At 64.5% G+C, this 24,977-nt stretch carries 24 protein-coding genes and 1 tRNA gene; 10 read left to right on the forward strand and 15 right to left on the reverse strand.

Annotation, left to right across the window (positions count from 1 at the left end; translation table 11 throughout):
• Positions 1–5: 5 nt before the first annotated feature.
• Both H4V95_RS12525 and gcvH read right to left on the reverse strand, forming a co-directional pair.
• Positions 6–503: an FHA domain-containing protein gene (locus tag H4V95_RS12525; RefSeq protein WP_196867717.1), complete on the reverse strand. Its 498-nt coding sequence runs from the start codon at positions 501–503 to the stop codon at positions 6–8.
• A 107-nt stretch (positions 504–610) separates the two neighbouring features.
• Positions 611–997: a glycine cleavage system protein GcvH gene (gene gcvH, locus H4V95_RS12530; RefSeq protein ID WP_196867716.1), complete on the reverse strand. Its 387-nt coding sequence runs from the start codon at positions 995–997 to the stop codon at positions 611–613.
• A 136-nt stretch (positions 998–1,133) separates the two neighbouring features.
• On the opposite strand from gcvH, the gene H4V95_RS12535 reads away from it, so the two are divergent.
• On the forward strand, positions 1,134–2,180 hold the full coding sequence (locus H4V95_RS12535) for an ATP-dependent DNA ligase (protein ID WP_196867715.1): 1,047 nt from the start codon (positions 1,134–1,136) through the stop codon (positions 2,178–2,180).
• Between the two features lie 40 nt (positions 2,181–2,220).
• Here the strand turns inward: H4V95_RS12535 and ligD are convergent, their stop codons facing one another.
• From ligD to H4V95_RS12555, 4 genes are all read right to left on the reverse strand, one after another.
• Positions 2,221–3,243, reverse strand: a complete 1,023-nt coding sequence (gene ligD / locus H4V95_RS12540) for a non-homologous end-joining DNA ligase (protein ID WP_196867714.1) — start codon at positions 3,241–3,243, stop codon at positions 2,221–2,223.
• A gap of 825 nt (positions 3,244–4,068) precedes the next feature.
• A complete protein-coding gene (locus H4V95_RS12545; RefSeq protein ID WP_196867713.1) occupies positions 4,069–4,575 on the reverse strand; it encodes a magnesium transporter in 507 nt (168 codons plus the stop codon).
• A gap of 192 nt (positions 4,576–4,767) precedes the next feature.
• Positions 4,768–5,046 carry a CBS domain-containing protein gene (locus tag H4V95_RS19005; RefSeq protein ID WP_395939839.1) on the reverse strand — a complete coding sequence of 93 codons (279 nt, stop codon included), beginning with the start codon at positions 5,044–5,046 and terminating at the stop codon, positions 4,768–4,770.
• 171 nt (positions 5,047–5,217) lie between these two features.
• Positions 5,218–6,840, reverse strand: a complete 1,623-nt coding sequence (locus H4V95_RS12555) for a polysaccharide deacetylase family protein (protein WP_209730796.1) — start codon at positions 6,838–6,840, stop codon at positions 5,218–5,220.
• Positions 6,841–7,166: 326 nt separating this feature from the next.
• Between H4V95_RS12555 and H4V95_RS12560 the strand changes: the two genes are divergently transcribed.
• From H4V95_RS12560 to H4V95_RS12580, 5 genes are all read left to right on the forward strand, one after another.
• Positions 7,167–7,691, forward strand: coding sequence for a redoxin domain-containing protein (locus H4V95_RS12560; protein ID WP_196867710.1), 525 nt, complete (start codon positions 7,167–7,169; stop codon positions 7,689–7,691).
• A gap of 244 nt (positions 7,692–7,935) precedes the next feature.
• Complete coding sequence (locus H4V95_RS12565) at positions 7,936–8,637, forward strand: type 1 glutamine amidotransferase domain-containing protein (RefSeq protein ID WP_196867709.1); 702 nt, start codon at positions 7,936–7,938, stop codon at positions 8,635–8,637.
• A 324-nt stretch (positions 8,638–8,961) separates the two neighbouring features.
• Positions 8,962–9,429 (forward strand): hypothetical protein, encoded by a 468-nt coding sequence (locus H4V95_RS12570; RefSeq protein ID WP_245345692.1) that lies wholly within the window; start codon positions 8,962–8,964, stop codon positions 9,427–9,429.
• A 98-nt stretch (positions 9,430–9,527) separates the two neighbouring features.
• A complete protein-coding gene (locus H4V95_RS12575; RefSeq protein ID WP_245345693.1) occupies positions 9,528–10,226 on the forward strand; it encodes a Crp/Fnr family transcriptional regulator in 699 nt (232 codons plus the stop codon).
• Positions 10,227–10,409: 183 nt separating this feature from the next.
• Positions 10,410–10,700, forward strand: a complete 291-nt coding sequence (locus H4V95_RS12580; RefSeq protein ID WP_209730798.1) for a hypothetical protein — start codon at positions 10,410–10,412, stop codon at positions 10,698–10,700.
• A 102-nt stretch (positions 10,701–10,802) separates the two neighbouring features.
• Here the strand turns inward: H4V95_RS12580 and H4V95_RS12585 are convergent.
• The 9 genes from H4V95_RS12585 to H4V95_RS12625 form a co-directional block, all read right to left on the reverse strand.
• Positions 10,803–10,876: transfer RNA gene (locus H4V95_RS12585), tRNA-Pro, on the reverse strand.
• A 207-nt stretch (positions 10,877–11,083) separates the two neighbouring features.
• Positions 11,084–12,628: a ribosome biogenesis GTPase Der gene (gene der / locus H4V95_RS12590; RefSeq protein WP_209730799.1), complete on the reverse strand. Its 1,545-nt coding sequence runs from the start codon at positions 12,626–12,628 to the stop codon at positions 11,084–11,086.
• A 17-nt stretch (positions 12,629–12,645) separates the two neighbouring features.
• The gene (gene cmk, locus H4V95_RS12595; RefSeq protein ID WP_209730800.1) at positions 12,646–13,341 is read right to left on the reverse strand and encodes a (d)CMP kinase; all 696 of its coding nucleotides are present in this window, start codon (positions 13,339–13,341) and stop codon (positions 12,646–12,648) included.
• Positions 13,338–14,450, reverse strand: a complete 1,113-nt coding sequence (locus tag H4V95_RS12600) for a prephenate dehydrogenase (RefSeq protein ID WP_196867704.1) — start codon at positions 14,448–14,450, stop codon at positions 13,338–13,340. Before H4V95_RS12600 ends, cmk begins: the two co-directional genes overlap by 4 nt.
• A 3-nt stretch (positions 14,451–14,453) precedes the next feature.
• Positions 14,454–15,818 (reverse strand): pseudouridine synthase, encoded by a 1,365-nt coding sequence (locus H4V95_RS12605; protein WP_209730801.1) that lies wholly within the window; start codon positions 15,816–15,818, stop codon positions 14,454–14,456.
• A 24-nt stretch (positions 15,819–15,842) separates the two neighbouring features.
• Entirely contained in the window at positions 15,843–16,493 is a 651-nt protein-coding gene (locus tag H4V95_RS12610) for an SMC-Scp complex subunit ScpB (RefSeq protein ID WP_196867702.1), read from the reverse strand.
• On the reverse strand, positions 16,490–17,350 hold the full coding sequence (locus tag H4V95_RS12615; protein ID WP_209730802.1) for a ScpA family protein: 861 nt from the start codon (positions 17,348–17,350) through the stop codon (positions 16,490–16,492). The genes H4V95_RS12610 and H4V95_RS12615 overlap by 4 nt, the downstream gene beginning before the upstream one ends.
• Before the next feature lie 30 nt (positions 17,351–17,380).
• The gene (locus tag H4V95_RS12620; RefSeq protein ID WP_171585444.1) at positions 17,381–18,259 is read right to left on the reverse strand and encodes a ParA family protein; all 879 of its coding nucleotides are present in this window, start codon (positions 18,257–18,259) and stop codon (positions 17,381–17,383) included.
• Between the two features lie 137 nt (positions 18,260–18,396).
• Positions 18,397–20,376 carry an AMP-binding protein gene (locus tag H4V95_RS12625; RefSeq protein WP_209730803.1) on the reverse strand — a complete coding sequence of 660 codons (1,980 nt, stop codon included), beginning with the start codon at positions 20,374–20,376 and terminating at the stop codon, positions 18,397–18,399.
• A 257-nt stretch (positions 20,377–20,633) separates the two neighbouring features.
• On the opposite strand from H4V95_RS12625, the gene H4V95_RS12630 reads away from it, so the two are divergent.
• The 4 genes from H4V95_RS12630 to H4V95_RS12645 are packed head-to-tail and all read left to right on the forward strand — an operon-like array spanning position 20,634 to position 24,944.
• Entirely contained in the window at positions 20,634–21,317 is a 684-nt protein-coding gene (locus tag H4V95_RS12630; RefSeq protein ID WP_209730804.1) for a GntR family transcriptional regulator, read from the forward strand.
• Positions 21,310–22,845, forward strand: a complete 1,536-nt coding sequence (locus H4V95_RS12635) for an MmgE/PrpD family protein (protein ID WP_209730805.1) — start codon at positions 21,310–21,312, stop codon at positions 22,843–22,845. Before H4V95_RS12630 ends, H4V95_RS12635 begins: the two co-directional genes overlap by 8 nt.
• Positions 22,846–23,799: a methylisocitrate lyase gene (gene prpB / locus H4V95_RS12640; protein WP_209730806.1), complete on the forward strand. Its 954-nt coding sequence runs from the start codon at positions 22,846–22,848 to the stop codon at positions 23,797–23,799.
• The gene (locus H4V95_RS12645) at positions 23,796–24,944 is read left to right on the forward strand and encodes a bifunctional 2-methylcitrate synthase/citrate synthase (protein WP_209730807.1); all 1,149 of its coding nucleotides are present in this window, start codon (positions 23,796–23,798) and stop codon (positions 24,942–24,944) included. The genes prpB and H4V95_RS12645 overlap by 4 nt, the downstream gene beginning before the upstream one ends.
• The last annotated feature ends 33 nt before the right edge of the window (positions 24,945–24,977 follow it).

The raw sequence follows: 24,977 nt of genomic DNA on the forward strand, positions 1-24,977 counted from the left end.
GGGACCTATTCCTGTCCGAGTGGCTGGACTGGTGGCTGCTGCGCTGCTGCGGTCTGGGCGCTGTAGAAGGTCAAACGGAACTTGCCGATCTGAATCTCGTTGCCGTTGCGCAGCAACACGCTGTCCACCCGATCATTGCTGACGTAGGTGCCGTTGAGGCTACGGGTGTCGCTGACCGTGAACCCGCCGTCGACCCGCTCAAACTCGGCGTGCTTGCGCGATACCGTGACGTCGTCGAGGAAAATGTCGGCGTTGGGGTGTCGACCGGCGGTGGTCAGATCCTGGTCGAGGAGGAATCGCGCACCGGAGTTGGGACCACTGTGAGCGATGAGCAAGGCCGAGCTGCTGGGCAGCGCAGTAACCGCTGCCTGCTCTTCGGCGGAAAGCTTGGGGTCCACGACGGCTGGAGGAGCCAGTGCAGGGATTCCGATGGTGGTGGTCTCCGGCGACGGCGCCTGCTGCTCTGATCCGCCATTCGTGGCTGCGTTCTCGTTGCCAACCATTGGTGTTCCCTCCCCAAAATATGTAGCCAACCGGTCGAAAGACCGATTGGCCACCGTGTCCTTGCAACGGTGATTTTGCCTAGCTGTGCCGGACGTGCCCGGTCCCTCTAGCCTACCTGCTGTGAGTACTCCGTTGAACTCAGGAGTTCATCCACAACCGAGGGATCGGTGACCTTTATTTCGAGGAGCCATCCTTCGCCGTACGGATCGGAGTTGATGAGCGCCGGGTTGTCCTCGAGGGCTTCGTTGCGTGCCACCACTTCACCGGTGACGGGGGCGTAAATGTCGCTGACGCTCTTGGTGGATTCGACCTCACCCACCACATCGGCAGCGGTGACCGGTGAGCCGGCTTCCGGCATCTGGACGTAGACCACGTCTCCGAGGGCATCCTGCGCGAAATCGGTGATCCCCACGCGGACCACACCGTCGTTGCTTGGCGTGGTCACCCACTCGTGGTCGGAGGTGTACTGAAGATTCTCTGGAACGTTGCTCATGGGCAGCCTTTCGTCATACTCCGGTCCGACTGGGCGCGACGTCCTGGGGATGCCACTGATCGAGTATAGGCATAACGCCTGGTCGATGGGCAGGTTCGCCCTACCCACGGACCGCTGAGTGAGGAAAGATCAGTGAATGACCGATCTACCCTTCCCCCTCCAGCCCATGCTCGCGAAAGCCGTCAGCGAGGTGCCCGCACCCGACAGCGTGACCGGCGGCCTGTTGTACGAACCGAAGTGGGACGGTTTCCGGGCCATCATCCACCGCGACGGCGACACCGTGGACATCGGTAGCCGCGGGTCCAAGATGCTCACCCGGTACTTTCCCGAACTTGTTGAGGCACTGAAGGTCTCCCTCCCCGAGCGCTGCGTGGTGGATGGCGAGATTGTGGTGCGCACCGGGTCCCCGGGCAATGAGCGCCTGGACTGGGAGGCCCTGTCCCAGCGCATCCATCCCGCCGAGAGCCGGGTCCGCCTGCTCGCGGAGGAGACCCCCGCGTCGTTTATCGCGTTTGACCTCCTGGCGGACGGCTCCGGAAACCTTCTCGACTCCCCCTTCGCCGAACGCCGCGCCGCCCTGGAACGGATAGCGGACGGGTTCAGCGCACCCGTCCACCTGTCACAGACCACCCATGACGTGGACCTCGCCCGCCGCTGGCTGGTCGAGTTCGAAGGCGCGGGGCTCGACGGTGTGGTCGCCAAGCCGCTCGACGCCGGGTACGAGCCCGGAAAGCGCCGCATGCTCAAGATCAAGCACCACCGCAGTGCCGACGTCGTCGTCCTCGGCTACCGGGTGCACACCAGTGGTGCCGGTGTCGGCTCCCTGTTGCTCGGACTGTACGACGACGGCGAGCTGCGCAATGTCGGTGGCGCCTCAGCGTTCACCAACAAACGGCGGCTGGAGCTGGTGGAGGAGCTGGAGCCCGACGTCGTGCGGGACGCCGACGGCGGCGCGGTGCGTGGTGAAACCGACCGCAGCAGGTTCAGCGGGAGCAAGGATGTGTCGTTTGTGCGCCTGCACCCCCGGCGGGTGATGGAGGTCAGGTATGACCAGATGGAGGGCTCACGGTTCCGGCACACCGCCCAGTTCTCCCGGTGGCGGCCGGACCGCGACCCGGAGTCGTGTACGTTCGAGCAATTGGAGGTCCCCGTGGCGTACGACCTAAGCGAGGTTCTGGCCTAGGTGTACTGACGCCCTATTTGCCCTATTTGTCCTATTTGCCCTACTTGTCCTTCTTGGCACGGCTGGGCTGGACGCGGGACGGCTCCCCCGGCATTTTGGGATAGTCGGGCGGGAACGGGAGTTCGCCGAGGCCCGAGTCGAGGTCGCGCTGCCACCAGCTCAGCAGCTCATCAATGGAGCCCGGCTTGTCGTGGAAACGTGCCCACGGGTCGCCGATGGTTTTGAGCCGTTCCGGCACGGTGAGGACGGTGTAGTTACGGGGGTCGGCGTTCTCCAGCTCATCCCACTCGATTGGGCATGACACCGGGGCATGGGCGAGGGCCCGAGGGCTGTAGGCACCGGCGATGGTGCGGTCGCGGTTGGCCTGGTTGAAGTCGACGAACACTTTTTCGCCGCGTTCTTCCTTCCACCACGCCGTCGTGACGGCGTCGGGCATCCGGCGTTCCAGCTCACGGGCCGCGGCAATCACCGCGTGGCGGACGTCCAGGAACTCCCGGACCGGTTCGATCGGGGCGAAGACGTGCAGCCCACGGTTGCCTGAGGTTTTGATGAACGCCTCGAGACCGGCTTCCTGCAGCACCTTCCGTAGCTCGATCGCGGCAGGGATGGCGTCGTCGAAATCAGTGCCCGGTTGCGGGTCCAGATCAATCCGCAGCTGGTCCGGATTGTCCGAATTGTCGGCCCGCGACGGCCAGGGGTGAAAGACGATCGTGTTCATCTGGGCGGCCCAGACGGCGGCGGCAGGCTCGTCGATGACGAGCTGCGGGTGAGACCTGGCGCTGGGATAGATGACCATCACCGACCGGATGTACTCGGGGGCACCCTTGGGTGGATTCTTGGAGAAGAACTGCTCGCCGCCGATTCCGTCCTTGAACCGCTGCAGGGCCAGGGGACGGTCACCATTGGCAGCGACGAAGGACTCCCCCACCTCGACCAGGTACTTGGCCAGGTCCAGCTTGGTAATCCCGAGGTCAAGCCATAGCACCCGGCTGGGACTGGAGATCCGCACATCCCGGGAGCCATGGGGGCCGTCAACGGTCAGGACTGTCGCCTCAGATGCCATAGCTACAACATACTCCCGGACGGGCCTCCCACCACCTATTTCTGGCACTGGCCTAGCTTTGTAAGCGTGTTCGACCAGCCCCTTCCCGGCTCGACCCCGGAGCCTCCCGCGGATCCAACTCAACGGATTGTTTGCGCCTTGACGGTGTGTCACGAGGCCCCTACCTTTGGGCGAAGGGGACGTCCGTCGACAGCTGGAAGGTTGCACATGTGCGGATCTGATGCGGAAGACCCCACGTATCCTTCCCAACCTTCGCCACCATTTGCAGCCCACCGGGATGCCGTCCCGCCGACAACTGCTCATCAAGCGATCCCGCAAGTGCTCGCCAGCGCGATCGGCACTATCCAGTTGCTGACATCGCGTCGACTTCATCATCCACGGCGAAATGTCGGGCGGACAATCCACTTCGCTGACGGCAGTTCCGCTTGGGTCTATCGGGAGACCCGGGTCGATACCGGATCTGCAAAAACCCCCACGGTACTGGTGGTCGGATTCGTCCTCAGAGGGATTCGCGGCCCAGCACACCTGGCTTTCCGTCTGGAAAGCTGGCTGAATCTTCCGATGTTTGTCGGGTTCCCTGGATTCACCTCGAAGCTGTGGATGACTAACGACCAGCATGGTTGTTACCGCGGAGTCTATGAATGGGACGGAGCCGAGCGTGCGTTGGCGTATGTTCGTGCTCTCAGCTGGGTACTCGGACTGGTCAGTGTCCCGGGGACGATCAGGGCGCATCTTGTGCCCGGGGTGCACAGGGACGACGCCCTCAGCCGGCCAGAACTGCTTGGCGCACCTGGGGCAAAACCTGATCAGTGGTGGCAGCCGGCGTCACACCACGAGGGCGGAAGCGGTCGCGAGGTAGATCGTCACCGTCAGAATGTCCTGGATCACCGTCGCCAGGGGGCCGGACCCAAACGCTGGGTCCTTCCCGAACCTACTGATAATCCAGGGCAGCACCAAGGCAATGATCGTCGCGATTGACGCGGCGGCAAGGAGGGAGACCGCAACCGATACGGCCACCTGCCAGTCCTGCCAGATCAATCCGACGACAATCAGGGACACCCCGCCGAGGAGTACGCCAAGGATCACTCCGGTGGCAATTTCCCGTCCTGCGATCCTGCGGATTCCCACGCCGAGGGACAGACCTCGGATCACCAGCGCCTCGGTCTGCGTACCGATCGCGTCGGCGAGGTAGACCACCCCGGGGACGAAAAAGGCGATCAGGACGTGCTCCGCGAGATCCGCTTCGAAATTACCGACCACTCCCGCTGCAATCAGGGCTCCGATGAGCCCCACGATGAGCCAGGGAAGGCGGTGCCACAACCGAAGCAGCACGGGTTCCACTGTCGTCGTCCGGGCAACCGAGGTGGACCGAAGAAAACCGCCGAGGCGGGCCAGGTCTTCTTCGTGCTCGGTCAGCAGGACTTCCAGGAGGGCGGTGGCAGGTACGAGGCCGACGAATCGACCGTCGTCGACGACGGCGAGGGTGGGTTCGTTGTGTTGGACTGCCTTCCACGCCGCCCGTTCCTAAACCGTTGTGGAAGCGACAATTGGTGGCTGGGAGTCCATGAGCTGGCTCACCACAGCAGTCGTCGGGGCGGCCAACAACCGCTCGATGGTGACCAGACCGAGGAGTTGGTCCCCCGTCAGCACGGCGATCACCGCGGCACAATCGTAGTGCTGCCCGCGCATGTCATCCAGTGCCTCGCCGACTGATTCATCGGGGTGTGCAGTGGGCACCCGGCGTGTGGTGTGTTGAGCCGCCGTCCGGAATTGAGTTGAATCGCCAGGATTAAGAACCGTCATCGGAAACCCTTCTCCACTTCGTAGAGCCGCTACCCAGGTGAACCAAAGGATAGGGGATCAGCGAGACTGCCGCTGGCACAAAGGTCGCCGGCCAAGTCGCCTGTTGACGGACCCGAGCTGGGGTTACACACCGGTTCGTCGGGCGACGCGCACCGGTGATGCAGCGCTCCATCAGTCCAGCAGCGCCTCCACCGAGACGAAGCCGTAGCCTCGCGCTCGCAACCCTTCGATGATGCAGGGCAGGGCGGCGGCGTCGAGGGTGGTGCCGTCGTTCGGGTTGGAACCCACGTGCATCAGAACAATCTGGCCGGGCCGAGCCGTGTTCAGGACCCGCTGGCACACAATCGAGGCGGTGATGCCGCCGGATGTCCCCTGCCAGCCCAGCGTGTCCACCGTCCAACGGAACGGGACGTAACCGAAGCCGTTGACGACGTCGATGTCGAGTGGAGTCCGATCGCCGTAGGGGAACCGGAAGTAGGGCATGGTCGTCTTGCCGGTGAGCGGCCAGATGGCGGCCTCCGCTCGCGCCAGTTCGAGCCGGATGGCCTCGTTGGTGAGCTGCGGGAAGTACGGGTGGGTGTTGGAGTGGTTGCCGACGGGGTATCCCTCAGCTGCCATGGCACGCACGCTGGCAGGATATGCACGCGCGAACTGGCCGGTCACGAAGAAGGACGCCGTGGCGTCATACCGATCGAGAGTGTTGAGGATGGAGGTCACCCCCGCATTGGAGGCACCGCCGTCGAAGGTGAGGGCCACGACGGGGCGCGTCGTGGGGAAGGTCTCCCAGTCGGTGTCATCCCATTTAGCGGGGACGGATGGCCATGGCTTGAATGCGGCGTTGGGCCCGCTGTACTTCGCGGGATAGGCATACAGGGCGCCGTCCGTCCGCACCGCCCAGATCGTCTGGGCACGAGGATCGAGCTGAGTGGCGAAGATCTTCGGGAAGGCGGACCACCCCGTTCCGATCTGTGTCATGGGGAACGATGTGCCGCTGGATGAGGCGGCATAGAGGCGCAATCTGGCCTCGCTGTCCACAACGAGCAGGTCAGAGCGGCCGTTCTTGTCCCAGTCGCCCGCTCCCACGACCTGGCGCATGGGGAGCCAGCCTCCACCCAGTCTGATACGGGGAAGGAAGCCACCGGTGCCGTTGGTCGGGTAGACGTGCATAATGCCGGCCGTGTCGGTGGCCATGACAGCGGGAAATCCATTGACGGACTGCTGGACCGGCGTCCACGTCCGCAAGGCCAGCCAACCATGGCCGATCTGGCGCGCAGCGAGGAATCCACCCGAGCCGTTGCCCGGGTACAGCATCAACCGCCCGTCTTTGAAACGTGCGATCAGGTCGAGCGCACCGTCACGATTCCAGTCCACGCCACCCTGGACGCTCTCGGCGACCAGCCAGCCGTTCCCAATCTGGCGGGGGGAGGCGAAACCCTCGCGAGCGTTGGCCGCGTAGTAGAAGAGGCGGCCATCGGTCGCGATCAGCATGAGATCGCTGAAGCCGTTGCCGTCCCAGTCACCGACCGAGATCGTGCGTGAGGCTGTCCATCCATACCCAATCCGGTATGGCGACGAAAAGCGGATGGAGGGGTTGGACGGCAGAGTCTGCGCCGGCAGTGCGGCAGGTGACTCTTCGACGGTCGTCTCTGAAGCGATGTGATGCGGTGCTACGACCGCGCTCCCCGGTGAAACCACACCGGTGAGGACGAGCCCTGACACGAGACCGCCTACGAGGACGCTCCGCTTCGCAGCCGCGGCACCCCCTCGCAATCCTGCAATGATGCTCCCGCTCATCTTGTGCCCCTTCCTCTCAAGTCGCCAGTAGAGGGGCTTTCCTACCCAGCTCCTACCTAACTCCCGTTGGCCCCGGTTAGATAGAGTCTTTGGTCCGTGATCCGCTCACCTCGCCTGTAGCGTCGCTCTACTTCCCCCCAACATCTTCTCCACCACATCTGAGGGTGCGGTTCGAAGACATCGACGCGTCGACCTGGACCCAAGTTCGTTGCCCGATAGATACCTTGCTCCATCACTTGGGTCCTGGGCCGGTCACCGTTCGAGTGGTTGAGCAGTGACGGCGGATAACGGGGAATACCCACGTTGCGGGGCTGGTTGTGCGGGGTATGAGACTTCTTCCCACGCAGCCCGTACCTGAACTTGACCTGGCCTTGGTCCGCGGAGGAACTACCGGTGATCTCAGCCTCGGGACCGGAGCTGGCGGCCGTTTTACCATGGTGGTGTTTTACCGTGGACTGCACTGTCCGATCTGTCGTCAGCAGCTGACCGAACTCGACCGGCGCCTTGGTGATCTCAAGGCGGCTGGCATCGGACGCGTTCTGGCTGTCAGCATGGAGACGCAAGAGCGCAGCGATCAGGTGGTGGACCAATGGCACCTTAACAGTGTTCCTGTCGCATATGGGCTCACCGAAGCAGCCGCCCGTGATTGGGGCCTGAACCTATCCCAAGCAATAAACGACGGCGAGCCGGCGCTTTTCAACGAGCCAGGAGTCTATATCCTCGACCAGGACCGGACCCTGTTTTGGGCAAGCACCGCCACCATGCCTTTTGGTCGCCCTGCCATCGACGAGATCATCACCGGCGTCCGTTACGCTCAGGAACATAACTATCCGGCGCGTGGAGCCGCCTGACAACGCCCGCTTAGTTATCCTGCAGGCCTTCCCAGGCAAACCTTGTGCCGCATCTGAATGTGGCCGTTGCAAAGCCGGTCCCAGCACCTGCTACGGATGAACCGCACAGGGCTCCCAAGCCCCCACCGACTAGACCACCCTCACCGCATGACCCCTCAAAAGAACCCGTACGGGGGTCCTAAGCACAGGTTCCTTTACATTTCCGTGCGTGGGCCTACCTGCTATCACAAAGGAGAAAAACACCATGGCAAAGATTCTGATGGTCGTTTCGGCCGCTGATTCCCTGACGATGAAGGACGGTAGTCAGCACCCTACCGGGGTGTGGGCCGAGGAACTGGTGGTTTCCCACCGGACCCTCCTCGGCGCCGGACACACGGTCCACATCGCCTCCCCTGGCGGGGTAAAGCCGACGTTCGACCAGGTCAGCCTCGCCCCGGAAATGGCCGGAGGGCAGGAGAAAGTCGATGAGTTCCGGGAGTACATCACCTCCATCGACGATGAACTATCCGCAACGCTGGTCCTCGCCGAAGTGGACGCCGCGATTTACGACGCCGTGGTCCTGCCAGGCGGGCACGGCCCGATGGCTGACCTGTTTCAGAACGAGGACCTTGGCCGCATCCTGATCGCCGCCAACGACAGCGGGCGAATCATCGCTCCGTTCTGCCACGGTCCTGCCGGATTGCTCAGTGCAGTGGACGGAAACGGAAGGTTCGCCTTCGAGGGCCGGCGGATGACCGTGTTCACCAACAAAGAGGAGCTATCCGGGGGAACCGGGGAGAACACCCCGTGGTTCGTGGAGACCGCATTGCAGGAGCAGGGCGCCGTAGTGGAGCTGGGCCCTGACTGGTCATCCTTCGTGGTGCGCGACGGCAACCTGATTAGCGGCCAGAACCCCCAATCCAGCCACGACGTCGCCGTCGCCGTCATCAACGCCCTAGCCGAATAAGCCAATCACCGCAGGCGGCGGATAGGGCGCCGTCTGCGGCAAACACCCTCCCAGGTACCCGCCACCGCTATTCCGCCAAGGTCGGCCTCGCCCTAGCCTGGGAACGATCCCGGTGCGCCCCCGCGCTGGCCCTGGTGGGCTGGCGGGGGGAGCACTGGACCAGCCACGGATCACGGAGTTTCCCAACACCACCGGGTGGGCCGTCATCCAGCAACAGCCAAGCCCATGATCTCGTCCCCTGATCCCCACTGTGTCCTAGATTGCAGAACTCTCAGTGCTGGCCTGTCTATCATCGTTGGATACCACGGATAGGAAGGCAAGGACATGAGTTCACCACATAGCGAGACGCGGGCGAAAAGATCCGCAACTGACCCCGGCCCCTCAATTGGAACCCGTGTCCTGGCCGGGGCCGTCGGCGGTCTTGCCGGCGGGATCGTATTCGGGTTCCTCATGGCCACCATGGGCATGCTGGGCATGATTGCCTCACTGGTCGGCTCAAACTCGGCGATCGTCGGCTTCCTGGTCCACCTGACGATTTCAATATTGATCGGCCTCACCCTGACGGTACCCGGTGCTGGACTCCTGAAAAAAGGCTTGGTTATCTGCACCGTCGTGGGCATTGTCTATGGCATGCTGTGGTGGGTTCTTGGCCCACTGCTGATCATGCCCACCATGATGGGTATGCCCCTTTTCACCCTCGACGCGGGATCCGGTGCCTCGCTGATGGGGCACGCAGTCTATGGCCTTATTCTGGGACTGGTAGCCACCCTCATCATCCGACGTGGCCGGTGACCACGCCGAACCTGTTGGCAGCCTGCTCCACCACCATCGTGTCCGCAGCCAGCAAACCTACGACGCCTTGGGCGCCACATGAACGGGAGAAAGAACCCTTGACCGAAACCGGAGAGCCCTTCAGCTGCCTCAACGCTGTGGAGCTCTTCGCTGACCTCACAGCCGAGGACATGGATAATCTCGACAGGGTGTCTCCGCCCCGGCTCTTTCACAGTGGTGAACTCGTCTTCAGCCAAAGCCAACCCATCAAAGCCCTGTTCATCCTCAAAGCAGGGCGGATCCGAATTTTCCGGGTAGCCGAGGATGGAAAAACTCTCACCATCGCAATCCTTGAACCCGGCGCGGTGTTCGGTGAGATGGTGCTGATAGGCATGCAAATGTACGACAACTATGCCGAAGCGCTCGAAGAATCAACCGTGTGCCAGCTCAGCGCAGCAGATGTCGAAAACCACTTCCTCTCAAACCCCAAACTGGCGGTGAAAATCTCCCGCCTACTCGGCGAACAAGTCGCCAGGTTGGAAGAACGTCTCACCGACATGGCCCTGCGCCCCCTTTCAGCCCGCACCGCAGCGACCTTACTCAAACTCGCCGACGCGGCTCCCCGCAGCAGGTTCACGCACTCGGTAGCCGTGAAACTCACCCACGAACAACTTGCTGGACTGCTCGGAGCAACCCGCGAAGCCACCAGCAAAACCATGTCCGACTTCGCTGCCAAAAAACTGCTCCGGCAAGGCCGCGGCCGGATTATCATCGAAGACGCCGAAGGACTGCGCCGAATCTCCCGCACCACCTCGTAACCCCTCGGGCGGTGGCACATCAGCCTCACAAACCCATGTAGACCCTGCCGTCCGTTCGCGGCAGGGTCTACATGTCCTCCAACGGTGCTGTGAGATGGCTACTGCTGTCGACTTCTGGTCATTGGTGCCGGGATGCTAAACCCGGAGACCTCTTTGTCATTGGCCGGGGCTATCCTCGTGTCCATGGCGCATAAGTTTCACGGTGACAGCTGGGGCATGGCTCCCGGTGCCCGCAACTGGCGGCGGCCCCTGCAGGTGCATGCACCTGACCCGGCGGACGTGCATACCACCGAGGCAACGATCCCGCTGTGGACCGACCTTACCTACGCTGACGGCGGCACAGCCACGGTCAAGGCCTTCGCCCTCGGGTGGACCGACGCGGCCGTCCGCATCCAATGGGTTGAGAAGAGCCTCGCCCGGTACGCCTGGGTGGATGCCAGTAAGGTGCGTCGGCGGGTTCTGGAGCAAAGATAGTCCCGGGGGCGGTTCCGAAGAGATTTGATCACAACACAATCGGGCAAAGAAAAACCCCGCCGATCCGGGCTGCAAAGCCTAGATCGGCAGGGTTTTTCGCTGTCGGGATGACAGGATTTGAACCTGCGACCCCTTGACCCCCAGTCAAGTGCGCTACCAAGCTGCGCCACATCCCGATTGGCCAGCCGATACCGGCTGAACCACCTGAAGAATCCTATCGCATACCGGTGCCCTTGAACGAACCGGGTAGCACGTGGATCTCCATTCCGCCATGGTGTGCATCTTTCCCCAGGTACTCGCACCGTCGACGTCGAGCAGTCGGCGTGTTCGCCGCGACACGCGGTCGTGGGTCGGATACCCGGGGAAAGTTGGACGGAAGCGGACTACTTCTTCTTGCCGCGCTTCTCACGAACCCGCATGCTGACCTCAATCGGCGTTCCTTCGAAGCCGAAGGTCTCCCGCAGGCGACGCTGGATGAAGCGGCGGTAGCCCGGGTCCAGGAACCCGGTGGTGAACAGCACGAACTTCGGCGGACGCGAGGAGGCCTGCGTGCCGAAGAGGATACGTGGCTGCTTTCCTCCACGGACCGGGTGCGGGTGGGCCGCAACCAGCTCGCCGAGGAACGCGTTGAGGCGTCCGGTTGGAATGCGGGTGTCCCACGACTCCAGCGCGCGGTCCAGGGCCGGGGTCAGCCGGTCCTTATGCCAGCCCGTCAGCGCTGAGATGTTCACCCGGGGCGCCCACTCCACGTGCGCCAGATCCTGTTCGATCTCGCGCTCCAGGTAGCGGCGCCGCTCGTCATCCATCAGGTCCCACTTGTTGAACGCCAGCACCAGCGCCCGGCCGGATTCCATGGCGAGGTTGAGGATACGGATGTCCTGCTCGCTGAGCACCTCGTCAACGGCCAGCAGCACGACGGCGACCTCGGCCTTTTCCAGCGCCGACTGGGTACGCAGCGACGCGTAGAAGTCGGCGCCCTGCGCCATGTGCACGCGGCGGCGGATGCCGGCGGTGTCCACGAAGCGCCAGACGCGGCCATCGAGCTCGATCATCTCGTCGACGGGGTCACGGGTGGTGCCCGCCAGCGGATCCACCACTACCCGGTCGCTGCCAGCCAGCTTGTTCAGCAGCGAGGACTTGCCAACGTTGGGACGGCCGATCAACGCCACGCGTCGGGGTCCGCCGGAACGTTCCAGTCCACCGTGGGCCGAGAACTTCGGCAGCACCTCGAGTGCCTGGTCCAGCATGTCGCCGGTACCGCGGCCGTGGAGGGCCGAGACGGGCCACGGCTGACCGAAGCCCAGACCCCACAGGGTGGCGGCGTCGGCTTCGTTCTGGATGTCGTCCACCTTGTTGGCGACCAGGATGACCGGCTTCTTCTTCTTGCGCAGCATCTGCACGATGGCTTCGTCGGTGGCAGTGGCGCCAACCGTCGCGTCGACCACCAGGAGGACGGCGTCGGCCATGTCGACGGCGATCTCGGCCTGGTCGGCGACCCGGGCGTGGATGCCCCGGGCGTCGTGCTCCCAGCCGCCGGTGTCCACGAGCGTGAATCCACGGCCGTTCCAGGTCGCCGAGTACATGACCCGGTCACGGGTGACGCCGGGGGTGTCCTCGACGACTGCTTCGCGGCGACCGAGGATGCGGTTCACCAGGGTGGACTTGCCCACGTTGGGCCGACCCACGATGGCGAGGACCGGGTCGAGGCGCAACGGCGCGTCGGCGTCGTAGTTCTCGGGCTGCAGGGAAAGCAGCGCCGCGTCCTCTTCGTCGAGCTCATAGTCGTCGAGTCCTGCCCGGAGGGACCGGGCGCGGACCTCCGCTTCGTCGTCGTCGATTCCGGCCAGGCGCTCCGCAATCGAGTCCTCGCCGGTCGGCTCAAACTCTTCTGCCCCTTCAGTGTCAGGGCGGGCCTGGTTGTCAGTCATGAGTGCATTCCTTTGTGTCAGTGTGCAACGGTTCGAACGACGTCGAGCACGGCCGTGATGGTCTGCTCAAAATCGAGTTCCGATGAATCTACGGTAACCACGCCATCTGCGGCCTGGTGAAAATTAACTACTGCCGAGTCCTTGGTGTCCCTGCCCAGGACCTGGTCGTGCAGCTGAGCGTCGGTCTGCGTGCCGCCGAGCTGGTCGCCGCGGCGGCGCAGGCGTGCTGCATCGCTCGCGGTCAGCAGGATGCGCACTTCCGCGTCGGGCGCGACGACGGTGGTGATGTCCCTGCCCTCGGCGACGATCCGGTGACCCGAGTCGGCAATGATCTGGCGTTGCCGACGGATCAGTTCGCTGCGGGCGCCCATGGTGGTGGCGACGGCCGAGACGGCGTCGGACACCCGGGGCTCCCGGATCGCGTCGGTGACATCAGTGCCGCCGACCGTCACGGACTCGTGATCCGGCTTGGTGCTGATGCCCAACTCGATGGTGCGGGCGGCGTGCTCGACAGCGGCGCCGTCGTCCAGGTCCACCCCTTCCGCCAGGCAGTGCCAGGTGACCGCCCGGTACATGGCACCGGTGTCGAGGTAGGCGGCGTGCAGCTGACGCGCGGCCTCCCGGCTGACGCTGGACTTGCCGGAGCCCGAGGGCCCGTCGATGGCAACGACGAGTGACTTGCCGATGCGGAACAAGGAATGGGGGGTGTTCACTGGACCACTTTCCAACCATTGGCGGTGAGGAACTCGAGAAGGTCATGCCGTTTGCCGGGCACCACGGATATTTCGGCCATGCCGACCTGACGTCCGGGCGAGTGTTCCAGCCGAAGATCCTCAAGGTTGATCCCGGCGTCGCCAATCTCGGTGAGCAGGCGCGCGATCTGTCCGGGGACGTCGTCGACCAGGACCGTCATGCGGGCGAACGCCTCGGGTGGAGTACCGTGCTTGCCGGGGATGCGGGCCTGGCCCACGTTGCCCTCGGAAATCAGTTGCGCCATGTCGAGGCGGGAGCCCGCGCCGGTGGGGTTCTCGAGGGTGCCGATCAGCCGGTTCAGGTCCTCGCGCACCCCGTACAGGATCTCGACCAGCCGTTCGGCGTTGGCGGAGAGAATCTGGACCCAGAGCCGCGGGTCGCTGGCGGCAATCCGGGTGACGTCGCGCAGCCCGTTGCCGGCCAGGGCGAGGGCGTGCGGCGGTGAATCCTGCAACCGGCTGGCCACCAATGAGGACAGCACCTGCGGCAGGTGGGAGATCAGCGCGACCGACTGGTCGTGCTCCTCGGCGCTCATGCGCGCGACGACGGCGCCAAGGTCAATCGCCAGCGCCTCGGCGGTCCTGACTGCGGCGGCGGTGCTCTGTGTGCCCGCACATACCACCCACGGCATGCTCGTGAAGAGTTCGGCGCTGGCGGCGACCGGTCCCGACTTCTCGCGACCCGCCATGGGGTGGGTCCCCACGTACCGGCTGAGCGCCGTTTCGTCGACAGCGGTTTCCAGCTCGTCAAGCACCGACGCTTTCACACTGGCGATGTCGACGACGACGGCGTTCGGGTAGTCGGAGAGGGCCTTGATCCCCAGGTCCGCAGTGACATCGGGTGGTGCAGCGATGACAACAAGCTCCGGGTCGAGGGACTCGGCCGGGGTGAGGGAGCGTCCCGCGCCGATATCCTCGGCCACCGCCTGGGTGGACGGTGAGATGTCGGTGAGGACGACGTCGATCCCCCGCGCCCGCAGCCCCAGCCCTATGCTGGCGCCCAAAAGCCCCGTGCCCACAATGAGCACGGGACCGGACAGGTGGGTGCCGCCGTTGTTAGCGCCAGGCATGTATTAGAGTCCCACCGCTGCCAGCAGGTGTCCGACTTCCTGGTTACCGAGGACCCGGATGCTGCCCTGGCGCTGGTCGTTGACCCGGATGGGGCCCACCTGGGTGCGGACAAGACGCTCAACGGGGTGGCCGACAGCTTCGAACAGGCGGCGGACCACGCGGTTGCGGCCGGAGTGGAGGACTACCTCCACCAGAATGTGTCCCGGGGTGGAGTCGACCAGGCGGAACGAGTCGACGCTGGCAATGCCGTCCTCGAGTTCGATGCCTTCACGCATCTGCGCACCGATACCGTGGGCCATCGGTCCCCGCACCTGCACCAGGTAGGTCTTGGGAACCTCATAGGACGGGTGGGTGAGGCGGTTGGTGAGTTCGCCGTCGTTCGTCAGGAGCAGCAGCCCCTCGGTGTTGACGTCGAGACGGCCCACGTGGAAGAGCCGCTCGTTTTCGTTCTTGTTCTTCAGGTAGTCACTGATGCAGGGACGACCCTCGGGGTCCTCCATGGTGCAGACGACGCCCTTGGGCTTGTTGAAGACGTAATACACCAGGTGGTCATTGAGCTGCAGCCGGATGCCGTCCACGTGGATGGCCACCTTCGCGGGATCGACGCGGACGCCAAGATCGGTGACGATGGTGCCGTCAACCTCGACGCGGCCGTCCTCGATCATTTCCTCACAGACGCGGCGCGAGGCCACTCCCGCCGAGGCCATGATCTTCTGCAGGCGCACGCCGTCGGGGTTGTGGACGTCGAGCCGGTCCACGGGCAGCGCCTTGGGACCCTGGGCCTTGGGGCGGCGGACCGGTCCGAGGCTCTTGCCGAAACGTTCACGGCCGAAGGCCTTGGGCCCGGCAGGCTTCTGCCGGTTGCCGGCCTTCTTGGCCCCAGCGGGCTTGGGCGTGCGGTTAGCGAACGGGCGGCCCTCGCCGGAACCTTCAGCCGAACCGCGGTAGCCGCCACCGGTTGGCCGTTCGCCGCGGGGTGCACCGTCGCGAGCTGGTTTCCCGCGCGCAGCGCTGCCCCGGGCGGGACCCTGACGCTTGGCGCCTTCACGTGCTGGGCCGCGACGTTCGCCAGCGCGCTCCGCACCGAAACGCTCCGAACCGGCACGGTCGGAACCGGCGCGGTCCGAACCGGCGCCGCGGCCGGCGCCATCGCGTGACGAGCCTGGGCGGGAGTCACCGTCGCGCCCGGCGCCTGCGGCCGAACCACGGCCAAAGGCGTCACGTGCCGAACGGCCGCGCGCTGACCCCGAACCGGCGCGGGGGGCACCGCCGCGTGCAGACCCGCCGCGGGGCGCGCCCTCGCGGGGACCGCCTTCGTCGCGTTTGGGGTTGTTGCGGCCGGAGCCGGAACGTGGCGCCTGTGTCATTGAATATCCTTTTAGCTAGCGTATTTAGTAAGTGGTGTCATCAAAGTCACCGAGGTTTTCCAACCCGGGTAGATGTGGTGAAAGCTGCGGCAGGTCGGCAACGCTGCCTATCCCTAATCTTTCCAGAAAGTACTGGGTTGTTCCGTACAGGATTGCGCCTGTTTCAGGATCGGTTGCCGCTTCGGCGATCAAACCGCGGAGCGCCAGGGTGCGTACCACCGAATCCACGTTCACTCCGCGGATTCCCGAAACTCTTGCCCGAGACACCGGTTGCCGATAGGCGATGACGGCGAGGGTTTCCAAAGCTGCCTGTGACAGGCGGGCGCTTTGTCCTTCGAGCACGAACTTCGCCACTACCGGCGCAAACGTGCTGCGCGAGAAAATTCGCCATCCTCCGGCGACGCTGCGTAGCTCGAAGCCACGCGGCTGTGAAGACGCCGGTTCGGTGGTGTGCCCTTCCGGGCCCTGACCAGTATAGCCGTCATACTCCTGCTGCAGTTCCACCAGCAGCTCGCGCACCTCGTCAACCGGCACCAGCAGGGCGGTGGCAAGCTGCGTTGCGGTGACCGGTTCGTCGACCACCATCAGCACCGCCTCGAGGGCGGCTTTGAGGCCACCCGGCTCGCCCGAGGCGTCAAAAAGGGGTTCGTCGACGTCTGGCTGGTGGTCTTTCAACTCGGTCCTTCCAGTGCGGGTGGGGTGGGGGCTGGCTGGTCGTATTCCTCACTGATCGACGCCGGTGACCAGTTCTCGAAGTCGGCGGACCACCGCACGGTCAGGTTCCCCAGCGGTGCGCCCTGATCAAAGGAGATCACGGCATCGCGGAACATTTCCAGCAACGCCAGGAACCTGACCACCACCGTGAGCATGTCCTCCGCGTCCTGGGTGAGCTGGCGGAAGGAGAGCGGGTGCCCCCGCCGCAGCCGGATCCCCAACAGCTCGGCCTGTTCACGGACGCTGACCGTTGAGCCGTGCAGGTGGGCGATACCCACCTCGGTGGGAGCAGGCTCACGGGGCTCCAGCGCCTTGGCCGCGAGTCTCGCGAACTGTTGCGGGGTGGTGCGCCAGGTCAGTTCAGGCAGCATCGACGCGAAGGCGGGCTCAAGGCTCACCTGCCGTGGGAACTGTTTGCCTTCCTCGGCCAGTCGCTCCCCCAGCTGTCGGGCGATCTCCTTGAAAGCCTTGTACTGCAGCAGCCGGGCGAACAGCAGATCCCGCGCTTCGAGCAGCGCGACGTCCTCGTCGTCCTCCACCTCGCCGTCCGGTAGGAGCCGCGCGGCCTTCAAATCCAGCAGTGTGGCAGCAATCACCAGAAATTCGCTGGCTTCATCGAGCGAAAAATCCGCGTCGGTCCCCTGAAACGCCTTGATGTAGCCGATGAACTCGTCGGTGACCGTCGCCAGGGCTATCTCGGTGATGTCCAGCTCATGCTTGGAGATGAGCCCAAGCAACAGGTCGAACGGCCCGTTGAAGTTCTCCAGCCGGACCGTGAAACCGGTTGGCTCCGCCGCGTCGGGACGGACGTCATGCATGAGAGGTGGGCTGCGCAGCGCGCTGCATCGTTAGGGGGCGCCGCCGCGCGAGATCAGTTCCTTCGCCAGTCGGCGATAGGAGTCGGCTCCCGAGTGGTTCGCCGCGTAGGACGTGATGGGTTCGGCCGCGACCGTGGCGTCAGCGAACTTGATGGTGCGCTTGATGACCGTTTCGAACACCTTGTCTCCGAACGCCTCTACCAGCCGTGCGATGACTTCGCGGCTGTGCAGGGTCCGAGCGTCGTACATGGTGGCCAGAACGCCATCCACCTGAAGACGGGGGTTCAACCGGTCCTGGACCTTCTCGATCGTTTCGACCAGCAGGGCGACCGCACGCAGTGCAAAGAATTCGCAGATCAGCGGGATGATCACGCCGTGCGCTGCGGTGAGCGCATTGACCGTCAGGAGCCCCAGAGAGGGCTGGCAGTCGATCAGGATGACGTCATAGTCGTCCGACACCTTCCGGAGGGCACGATCCAGTACCTGTTCACGGGCCACCTCGTTGACCAGCTGCACCTCAGCGGCCGACAGGTCGATGTTGGCGGGCAACAGGTCGACATTTTCGAACGCGGTGGTCTGGATCGCGTCCTGGATCTGCACCTTGCGGTCCATCAGTACGTTGTAGACGGTCACATCGAGCTCGTGAGGGTTGGTGCCCAGACCCGCTGAGAGTGCGCCCTGCGGGTCGAAATCGACCAGGAGTACCCGGCGTCCGGCTTCGGCGAGCGCTGCGCCCAGGTTGATGGTGGAAGTGGTCTTGCCGACACCACCCTTCTGGTTCACCATCGCAATCACACGGGCCGGCCCGTGTGAGGACAGGACCGGTGGTTCGGGAAACACTGTGACCGGGCGGCCCGTCGGCCCGATCTCGACGTCCTTCAGAGTTGTGGAACCCTGTTCGCTACTCACGTATGTATCCACGCTTCCGTTTATTCGCGTTATTGAAAGTTTTGCCTCTTACCTGCCCTCAACGTTACAACCGGTGCCGCATCCGCGCGGGGAAATCCGTTGCACCTGACCGCGAGCCTTTAGTTTCAACCTGAGGTCTAACCTTCTGGAATCGTGGGGGCGGAGGGGGCCGCGTCTGGCCGGAGGATCGGCTCCATGGCATCAAGCACACTCTGGTCCTCGATGGTGGAGGGCACCACGTAATCCTCCCCGGAGGCCATCTGCCGCATGGTCTTGCGAAGAATTTTCCCGGAGCGCGTTTTCGGTAACCCGTCCACCACCATGGCCTGCTTGAAGTCGGCGACCGGCCCGATCTGGGTCCGCACCAGGGCAACCAGTTCCTGTTCCAGCGCGGCGGGATCAATGTGCACCCCCGCTTTCAGCACCACGTAGCCGCTGGCGCGCTGGCCCTTCAGCGGATCCGCCAGGCCAATCACCGCGCACTCGGCGACGGCAGGGTGCTGCGCCAGCACCTGTTCGATGGCGCCGGTGGACAGCCGGTGCCCGGCCACGTTGATGATGTCGTCGGTGCGGCCCATCACGAAGACGTAGCCATCGTCGTCGACGTAGCCGGAATCACCGGTGACATAAAAGCCGTCAAACGCGCTGAGATACGAGCTGATGTAGCGTTCGTCACTTCCCCAGAGCGTGGGGAGCGTTCCCGGCGGAAGTGGGAGCCGCAACGCGATGTTGCCTTCCGTCCCGACGGGCACTTCCTGCCCGCCGGCGTCGAGAATCACCAGGTTGTATCCCGGCTGCGGCAGGGTCGGTGACCCCGGTTTCAGGGGAAGTTCCTGGATGCCCCGCGGATTGGCGCAGATGGGCCAGCCGGTCTCGGTCTGCCACCAGTTGTCGATCACGGGGACACCGAGCGTCTTGCCTGCCCAGCGGTAGGTGTCAATGTCGAGCCGCTCCCCCGCGCAGAACAGCAACCGGAGGCTGGAGATGTCATAGCCCGAGAGCAGGGCCGCGTCCGGATCCACCTTCCGGACCGCACGCAGTGCGGTGGGCGCTGTGAACAGGACGTTGATGCGGTGGTCGTTGATCAACCTCCAGAACGCACCCGCATCGGGGGTGCCCACCGGTTTCCCCTCGTACAGCACAGTGGTGGCACCCGCGAGCAGCGGGGCGTAGACGATGTAGGAGTGGCCCACCACCCACCCGACGTCGGACGCCGTCAGCATCACATCTCCCGGGCCGATGCCGAAGATGTTCCTGATCGACCAGGTCAGAGCCACGGCGTGGCCGCCGTTGTCCCGCACCACGCCCTTGGGCGACCCTGTGGTGCCCGACGTGTACAGGATGTAGAGCGGGTCGGTCGCGAGGACAGGCACCGGATCGGCGGGCTCGGCGGTGGCAAGTTCGGTGTCCCAGTCCAGCCATGCTGTGTCCGATCCACGCGTGTCCGATCCGAGTGTGTCCGATCCATGGGCGTCCGACGCCGAACCGTATTCGGACACCTGGTGAACAAACCCCTTCCGGGACTTCACGATCACTGCACCCACCCGGTGATCGCCCAGACTCAGTGCCTCGTCGACGGCTGGCAGGTACTCAATCGGCCCGCGCGGCTCCAGACCACCCGACGCCGTCACCACCACCGTGGGGCGTGCGTCCTGGATCCGGGAGGCGAGTTCCTTCGCGGCAAACCCACCGAAAACCACTGAGTGGATTGCGCCAAGCCGGGCGGTGGCCAGCATCGCGATGAGCGCCTCGGGCACCATGGGCAGGTAGATCACTACCCGGTCCCCCTTTGCCACTCCCTGGGCGCGCAGCACTCCGGCGAAGCACGCTACCTCATCGCGGAGCTCCGAATAGGTGTACTGCCGCACCAGACCAAGCATCGCCGAATCGTAGATCAGGGCGGTACTGTCGCCACGACCCGCTTCCACGTGGCGGTCCAGCGCATTGTAGGACGTGTTGAGTTCGCCGTCGGGAAACCAGCGGTGGAGCGGCGCCGCGCTGCTGTCCAACGCAGTGGAGGGCTCCTGGACCCAGTCAACGGCGCGCGCCGCGTCAAGCCAGAACACGTCCGGAGCCTCAAGGCTTTGGCGATGCAGCGTGCGATAGTCCTGGCTCATCCGGTGTCCTCCACGTCGATGTGTTGTGCTGTCATCCTACTGAGGCCCGCCACCCCTGACCCGAACCGTGAGCTCGGATGATCCAGGGCCCTCAAAATCTTCAGAACTCACCACTCGGCGGACGATTGGCATGTATACACAGCTATCATTTACTCGCCGCGAAAGGCCGCTTATCTTGCACTTCAGAGCCCCTGTGTATACATTTGCTAGACAGAGTAGCAGTTTCCAGGGTCACGTCAACGACGACAGGAGGATCAGTGCGAGCCAGCGACAGAGCGTATGCTGCGCTGAAATCCGACATTGTCGAGTGGCGGCTGGTCCCCGGCACCGTGCTCGCCGAGGTGGAGCAATCGGCCCGGCTTGGCGTCTCCCGGACACCCCTGCGGGAGGCACTCGCCCGGCTGGGTGCAGAGGGGCTCACCGCGGCGCAGACCGGCCGTGGCGTCGTTGTCACCGATATCTCGCTGGAGAAGATGACCCAGCTTTTCGACGTCCGGCTGGCACTGGATTGCAAGGCCGCCGAGCTGGCCGCGAACCGCCGCGATCCGGGAGTGTTCACCGCGCTCGCTGACCGCTTCGAAACCGCAGGAAACCTCATCACCGGGGAGGACCCGGATCAACGCGACTACTACGCCCTGGTTTCCGACCTGGATGACGCCGTCGACGACGCCGCTGACAACCAGTTCCTCCGCCAGGCCCAGAACCAGCTGCGTGCCCAACTGGTTCGGATCAGGAGGCTCGCGAAAGACAACAGCGACCGGTTGCTGGCTTCCGCCGCCGAACACGCCCAGATTGCCCGGTCCATCGCCCGCGGCAACCCCGACCGGGCCGCCGCGGCCACCACCATCCACCTCCACAACAGTCTTGACCATCTACTGGCCTCGAAACACAGCTTCGACGCCGGCACCGTCCCACCCCGAAAGGCTCACCTCAATGGTTGAACATCATCTGGTCCGTACCCACCGCAGCGACGAAAACCTGGTCCGCGAGGGGCAGCTCGCCTACCGGTTGGCACTGGTCGCCGCCGACCAGGTGGAGGTGGATGCCGACGTCGCCGACATGGTCATCAACCGCATCATCGACAACGCCTCGGTGGCGGTTGCCTCCTTCAACCGTGCCCCGGTGGTAGCTGCGCGTGCGCAGGCCACCAGCCACCCGTCGTCGTCCCACGGTGCGGGCGCCACCATCTTCGGGATCCAGGAAAAGTCCTCCCCGGAGTGGGCCGCCTGGGCCAACGGCGTCGCCGTCCGCGAACTGGATTACCATGACACGTTCCTGGCCGCAGACTATTCGCACCCGGGCGACAACATCCCGCCGATCCTCGCCGTCGCCCAGCACGCCGGCCGGTCCGGACGGGACCTGCTGCGCGCCATCACCACCGGCTACGAGATCCAGGTGGACCTGGTCAAAGCCATCTGCCTCCACAAGCACAAGATCGACCACGTAGCGCACCTCGGCCCGTCCGCCGTCGCCGGCATCGGCACCCTGCTGGATCTCGACGTCGAGACCATCTTCCAGTCCATCGGTCAGGCCGTGCACACCACCACCGCCACCCGGCAGTCCCGGAAGGGCGAGATCTCCACCTGGAAGGCCCACGCCCCAGCATTCGCCGGAAAGATGGCGGTCGAGGCGGCGGACCGGGCGATGCGCGGCCAGACCTCCCCCACCCCCATCTACGAGGGTGAAGACGGTTTCATCGCGTGGCTGCTGGACGGCCCCGACGGCCGCTACGAGGTGCCACTGCCCGCCGCAGGCGAACCGAAGCGTGCCATCCTCGACACCTATACCAAGGAGCACTCCGCCGAGTACCAGGCGCAGGCCCTGATCGACCTCGCCCGCAAACTTAACGCAGCGCACCCCGAGGCCACCGACCCGGAGCTGGTGCAGTCGATCGTCATCCACACCTCACACCACACCCACAACGTCATCGGATCCGGGGCGAACGACCCGCAGAAATACGATCCCACCGCTTCCCGCGAAACCCTCGACCACTCGATCCCCTATATCTTCACGGTGGCCCTGCAGGACGGCTCCTGGCACCACGTCGACTCCTACACCCCCGAGCGGGCTGGCCGGAGCGACACCGTGGCACTCTGGCACAAGGTCACCACCCTCGAGGACCCGGAGTGGACCCGGCGCTACCACTCCCTGGACATCAGCGAGAAAGCCTTCGGCGGCCGGGTGGAGATCACCCTGACCGATGGAACGGTCATCACCGATGAGCTGGCCGTCGCCGACGCCCACCCCCTGGGTGCCCGCCCGTTCGCCCGGGAGCAATACATCAACAAGCTCCGCACCCTGGCCGCCGGCCAGGACGGGCACCGGATTGTCGACGAAGCCGAGATCGACAGGTTCCTCGCCGTCGTCGAGCGTCTCCCCGAGCTGGTTGCCGGCGAACTGGACCAGCTCAACCTGGTCGCCGCCCCCGGCGTGATCGACCCCGCCACCGCCCCGAAGGGACTGTTCTAAATGTTGTACTCATCGACTACCCCCGAGCAGAAGCGCATCGCCTTCCGGGAGGGGCTCGCCTCAGGACGCATCCAGCAGTTCCCCGGTGCGTTCAATCCACTGTCGGCGCGGCTGATCGAGGACAAGGGGTTCGACGGCGTTTACATCTCCGGCGCGGTCCTCGCCAATGATCTGGGCCTGCCCGATATCGGCCTGACAACCCTGACCGAGGTGGCCACCCGTGCCGGGCAGATCGCCCGGATGACCGATCTGCCGTCAATTGTCGACGCCGACACCGGCTTCGGCGAGCCCATGAATGTTGCACGCAGCATTCAGGAACTGGAAAACGCCGGGCTCGCGGGGTGCCACATCGAAGACCAGTTCAACCCCAAACGGTGCGGCCACCTGGACGGCAAGAATGTGGTGGACCTGGACACGGCGACCAAGCGCATCCGGGCCGCAGCCGACGCACGCCGGGATCCGAACTTCCTCATCATGGCCCGCACCGACATCCGCGGCACCGACAGCCTCGACGCGGCCAAGGACCGGGCGAAGGCCCTGGTCGACGCCGGCGCCGACGCCATCTTCCCCGAGGCAATGCGGGACCTGACCGAATTCCAGGCCATCCGCGATGCCGTCGACGTCCCCATCCTCGCCAACATGACCGAGTTCGGGAAGAGCGAGCTGTTCACCCTGGACCAGCTAGCCTCGGCCGGCGTCAACATGGTCATCTATCCCGTGACCTTGCTGCGTAGTGCAATGGGCGCGGCGGAGCGTACGCTGGAAATCATCAAGGCCGACGGCACCCAGCAGGGCGCCGTCGGTGCCATGCAGACCCGGGCCCGGCTATACGAGCTCGTGGACTACGAGGCTTACAACCGTTTTGACACCTCGGTTTTCAATTTTCAGGTGCCCGGTTCACCGGAGCACGCGACGCAGCAGGCCCCTTCCGCCGTTGAACAGGAGTCACCATGACAGAAACGACAGAAACGCAGATCTACAAAGGGCTAGCCGGAGTCACGGTCGACACCACAGCTATCTCAATGGTCAACTCCGACACCAACTCCCTGCTGTACCGCGGGTACCCGGTGCAGGAACTCGCTGCCAACTGCAGCTTCGAGGAAGTCGCCTACCTGATGTGGCACGGCGAACTGCCAACGGAGGACCAGCTCGCCGAGTTCACCTCATTCGAGCGCAGCCACCGCGCGCTGGCCGACAACGTCAAGGCCGCGATCGACCTGCTGTCCACCACCTGCCACCCGATGGACGTTGCCCGTACCGCCGTGTCGGTACTCGGAGCAAACCATCCCAAAGCATCGGATTCCTCTCCCGAGGCCAACCTCGAAAAGGCGATGGAACTGTTCGCGGCGTTCCCTGCCGTGGTCGCCTACGACCAGCGCCGTCGCCATGGTGACGACATTGTGGCCCCACGGGACGATCTCGACTATTCGGCCAATTTCCTCTGGATGACCTTCGGCGAGGAGGCAGCGCCCGAGGTGGTCAACGCGTTCAACGTGTCGATGGTGCTTTATGCGGAGCACTCGTTCAACGCGTCGACCTTCACCGCCCGGGTCATCACGTCCACCCTGGCTGACCTCCACTCGGCGGTGACGGGTGCAATCGGTGCCCTCAAGGGACCGCTGCACGGCGGGGCGAACGAGGCCGTCATGCACACGTTCGAGGAGATCGGCATCCGCACCGACGAGTCCCGCGAGGAGGCTGCCGCCCGCGCGAAGGCGTGGATGGAGGATGCCCTCGCCCAGAAGAAGAAGGTGATGGGCTTCGGCCACCGGGTCTACAAGAACGGTGACTCGCGGGTTCCCACGATGAAGTCCGCGCTGGACTCAATGGTCGAGCACTTTGGTCGGCCGGAACTGCTCGGTTTGTACAGCGGGCTGGAAACCGCGATGGACGAGGCGAAGAGCATCAAGCCCAACCTCGACTACCCGGCCGGCCCCACCTATCACCTGATGGGTTTCGACACCGAGATGTTCACGCCCCTGTTCATCGCCGCACGGATCACGGGATGGACCGCCCACATCATGGAGCAGACCGCTTCGAACTCCCTGATCCGTCCGCTCAGCGCCTACAACGGTCCGGAGCAGCGCCAGGTCCCCTAGCCCCGGTTTCAGATCGGGTCCCCTGGATGGGGG

Source organism: Arthrobacter sp. CAN_C5 (genome assembly GCF_017875735.1).
Taxonomy (GTDB): domain Bacteria; phylum Actinomycetota; class Actinomycetes; order Actinomycetales; family Micrococcaceae; genus Arthrobacter_D.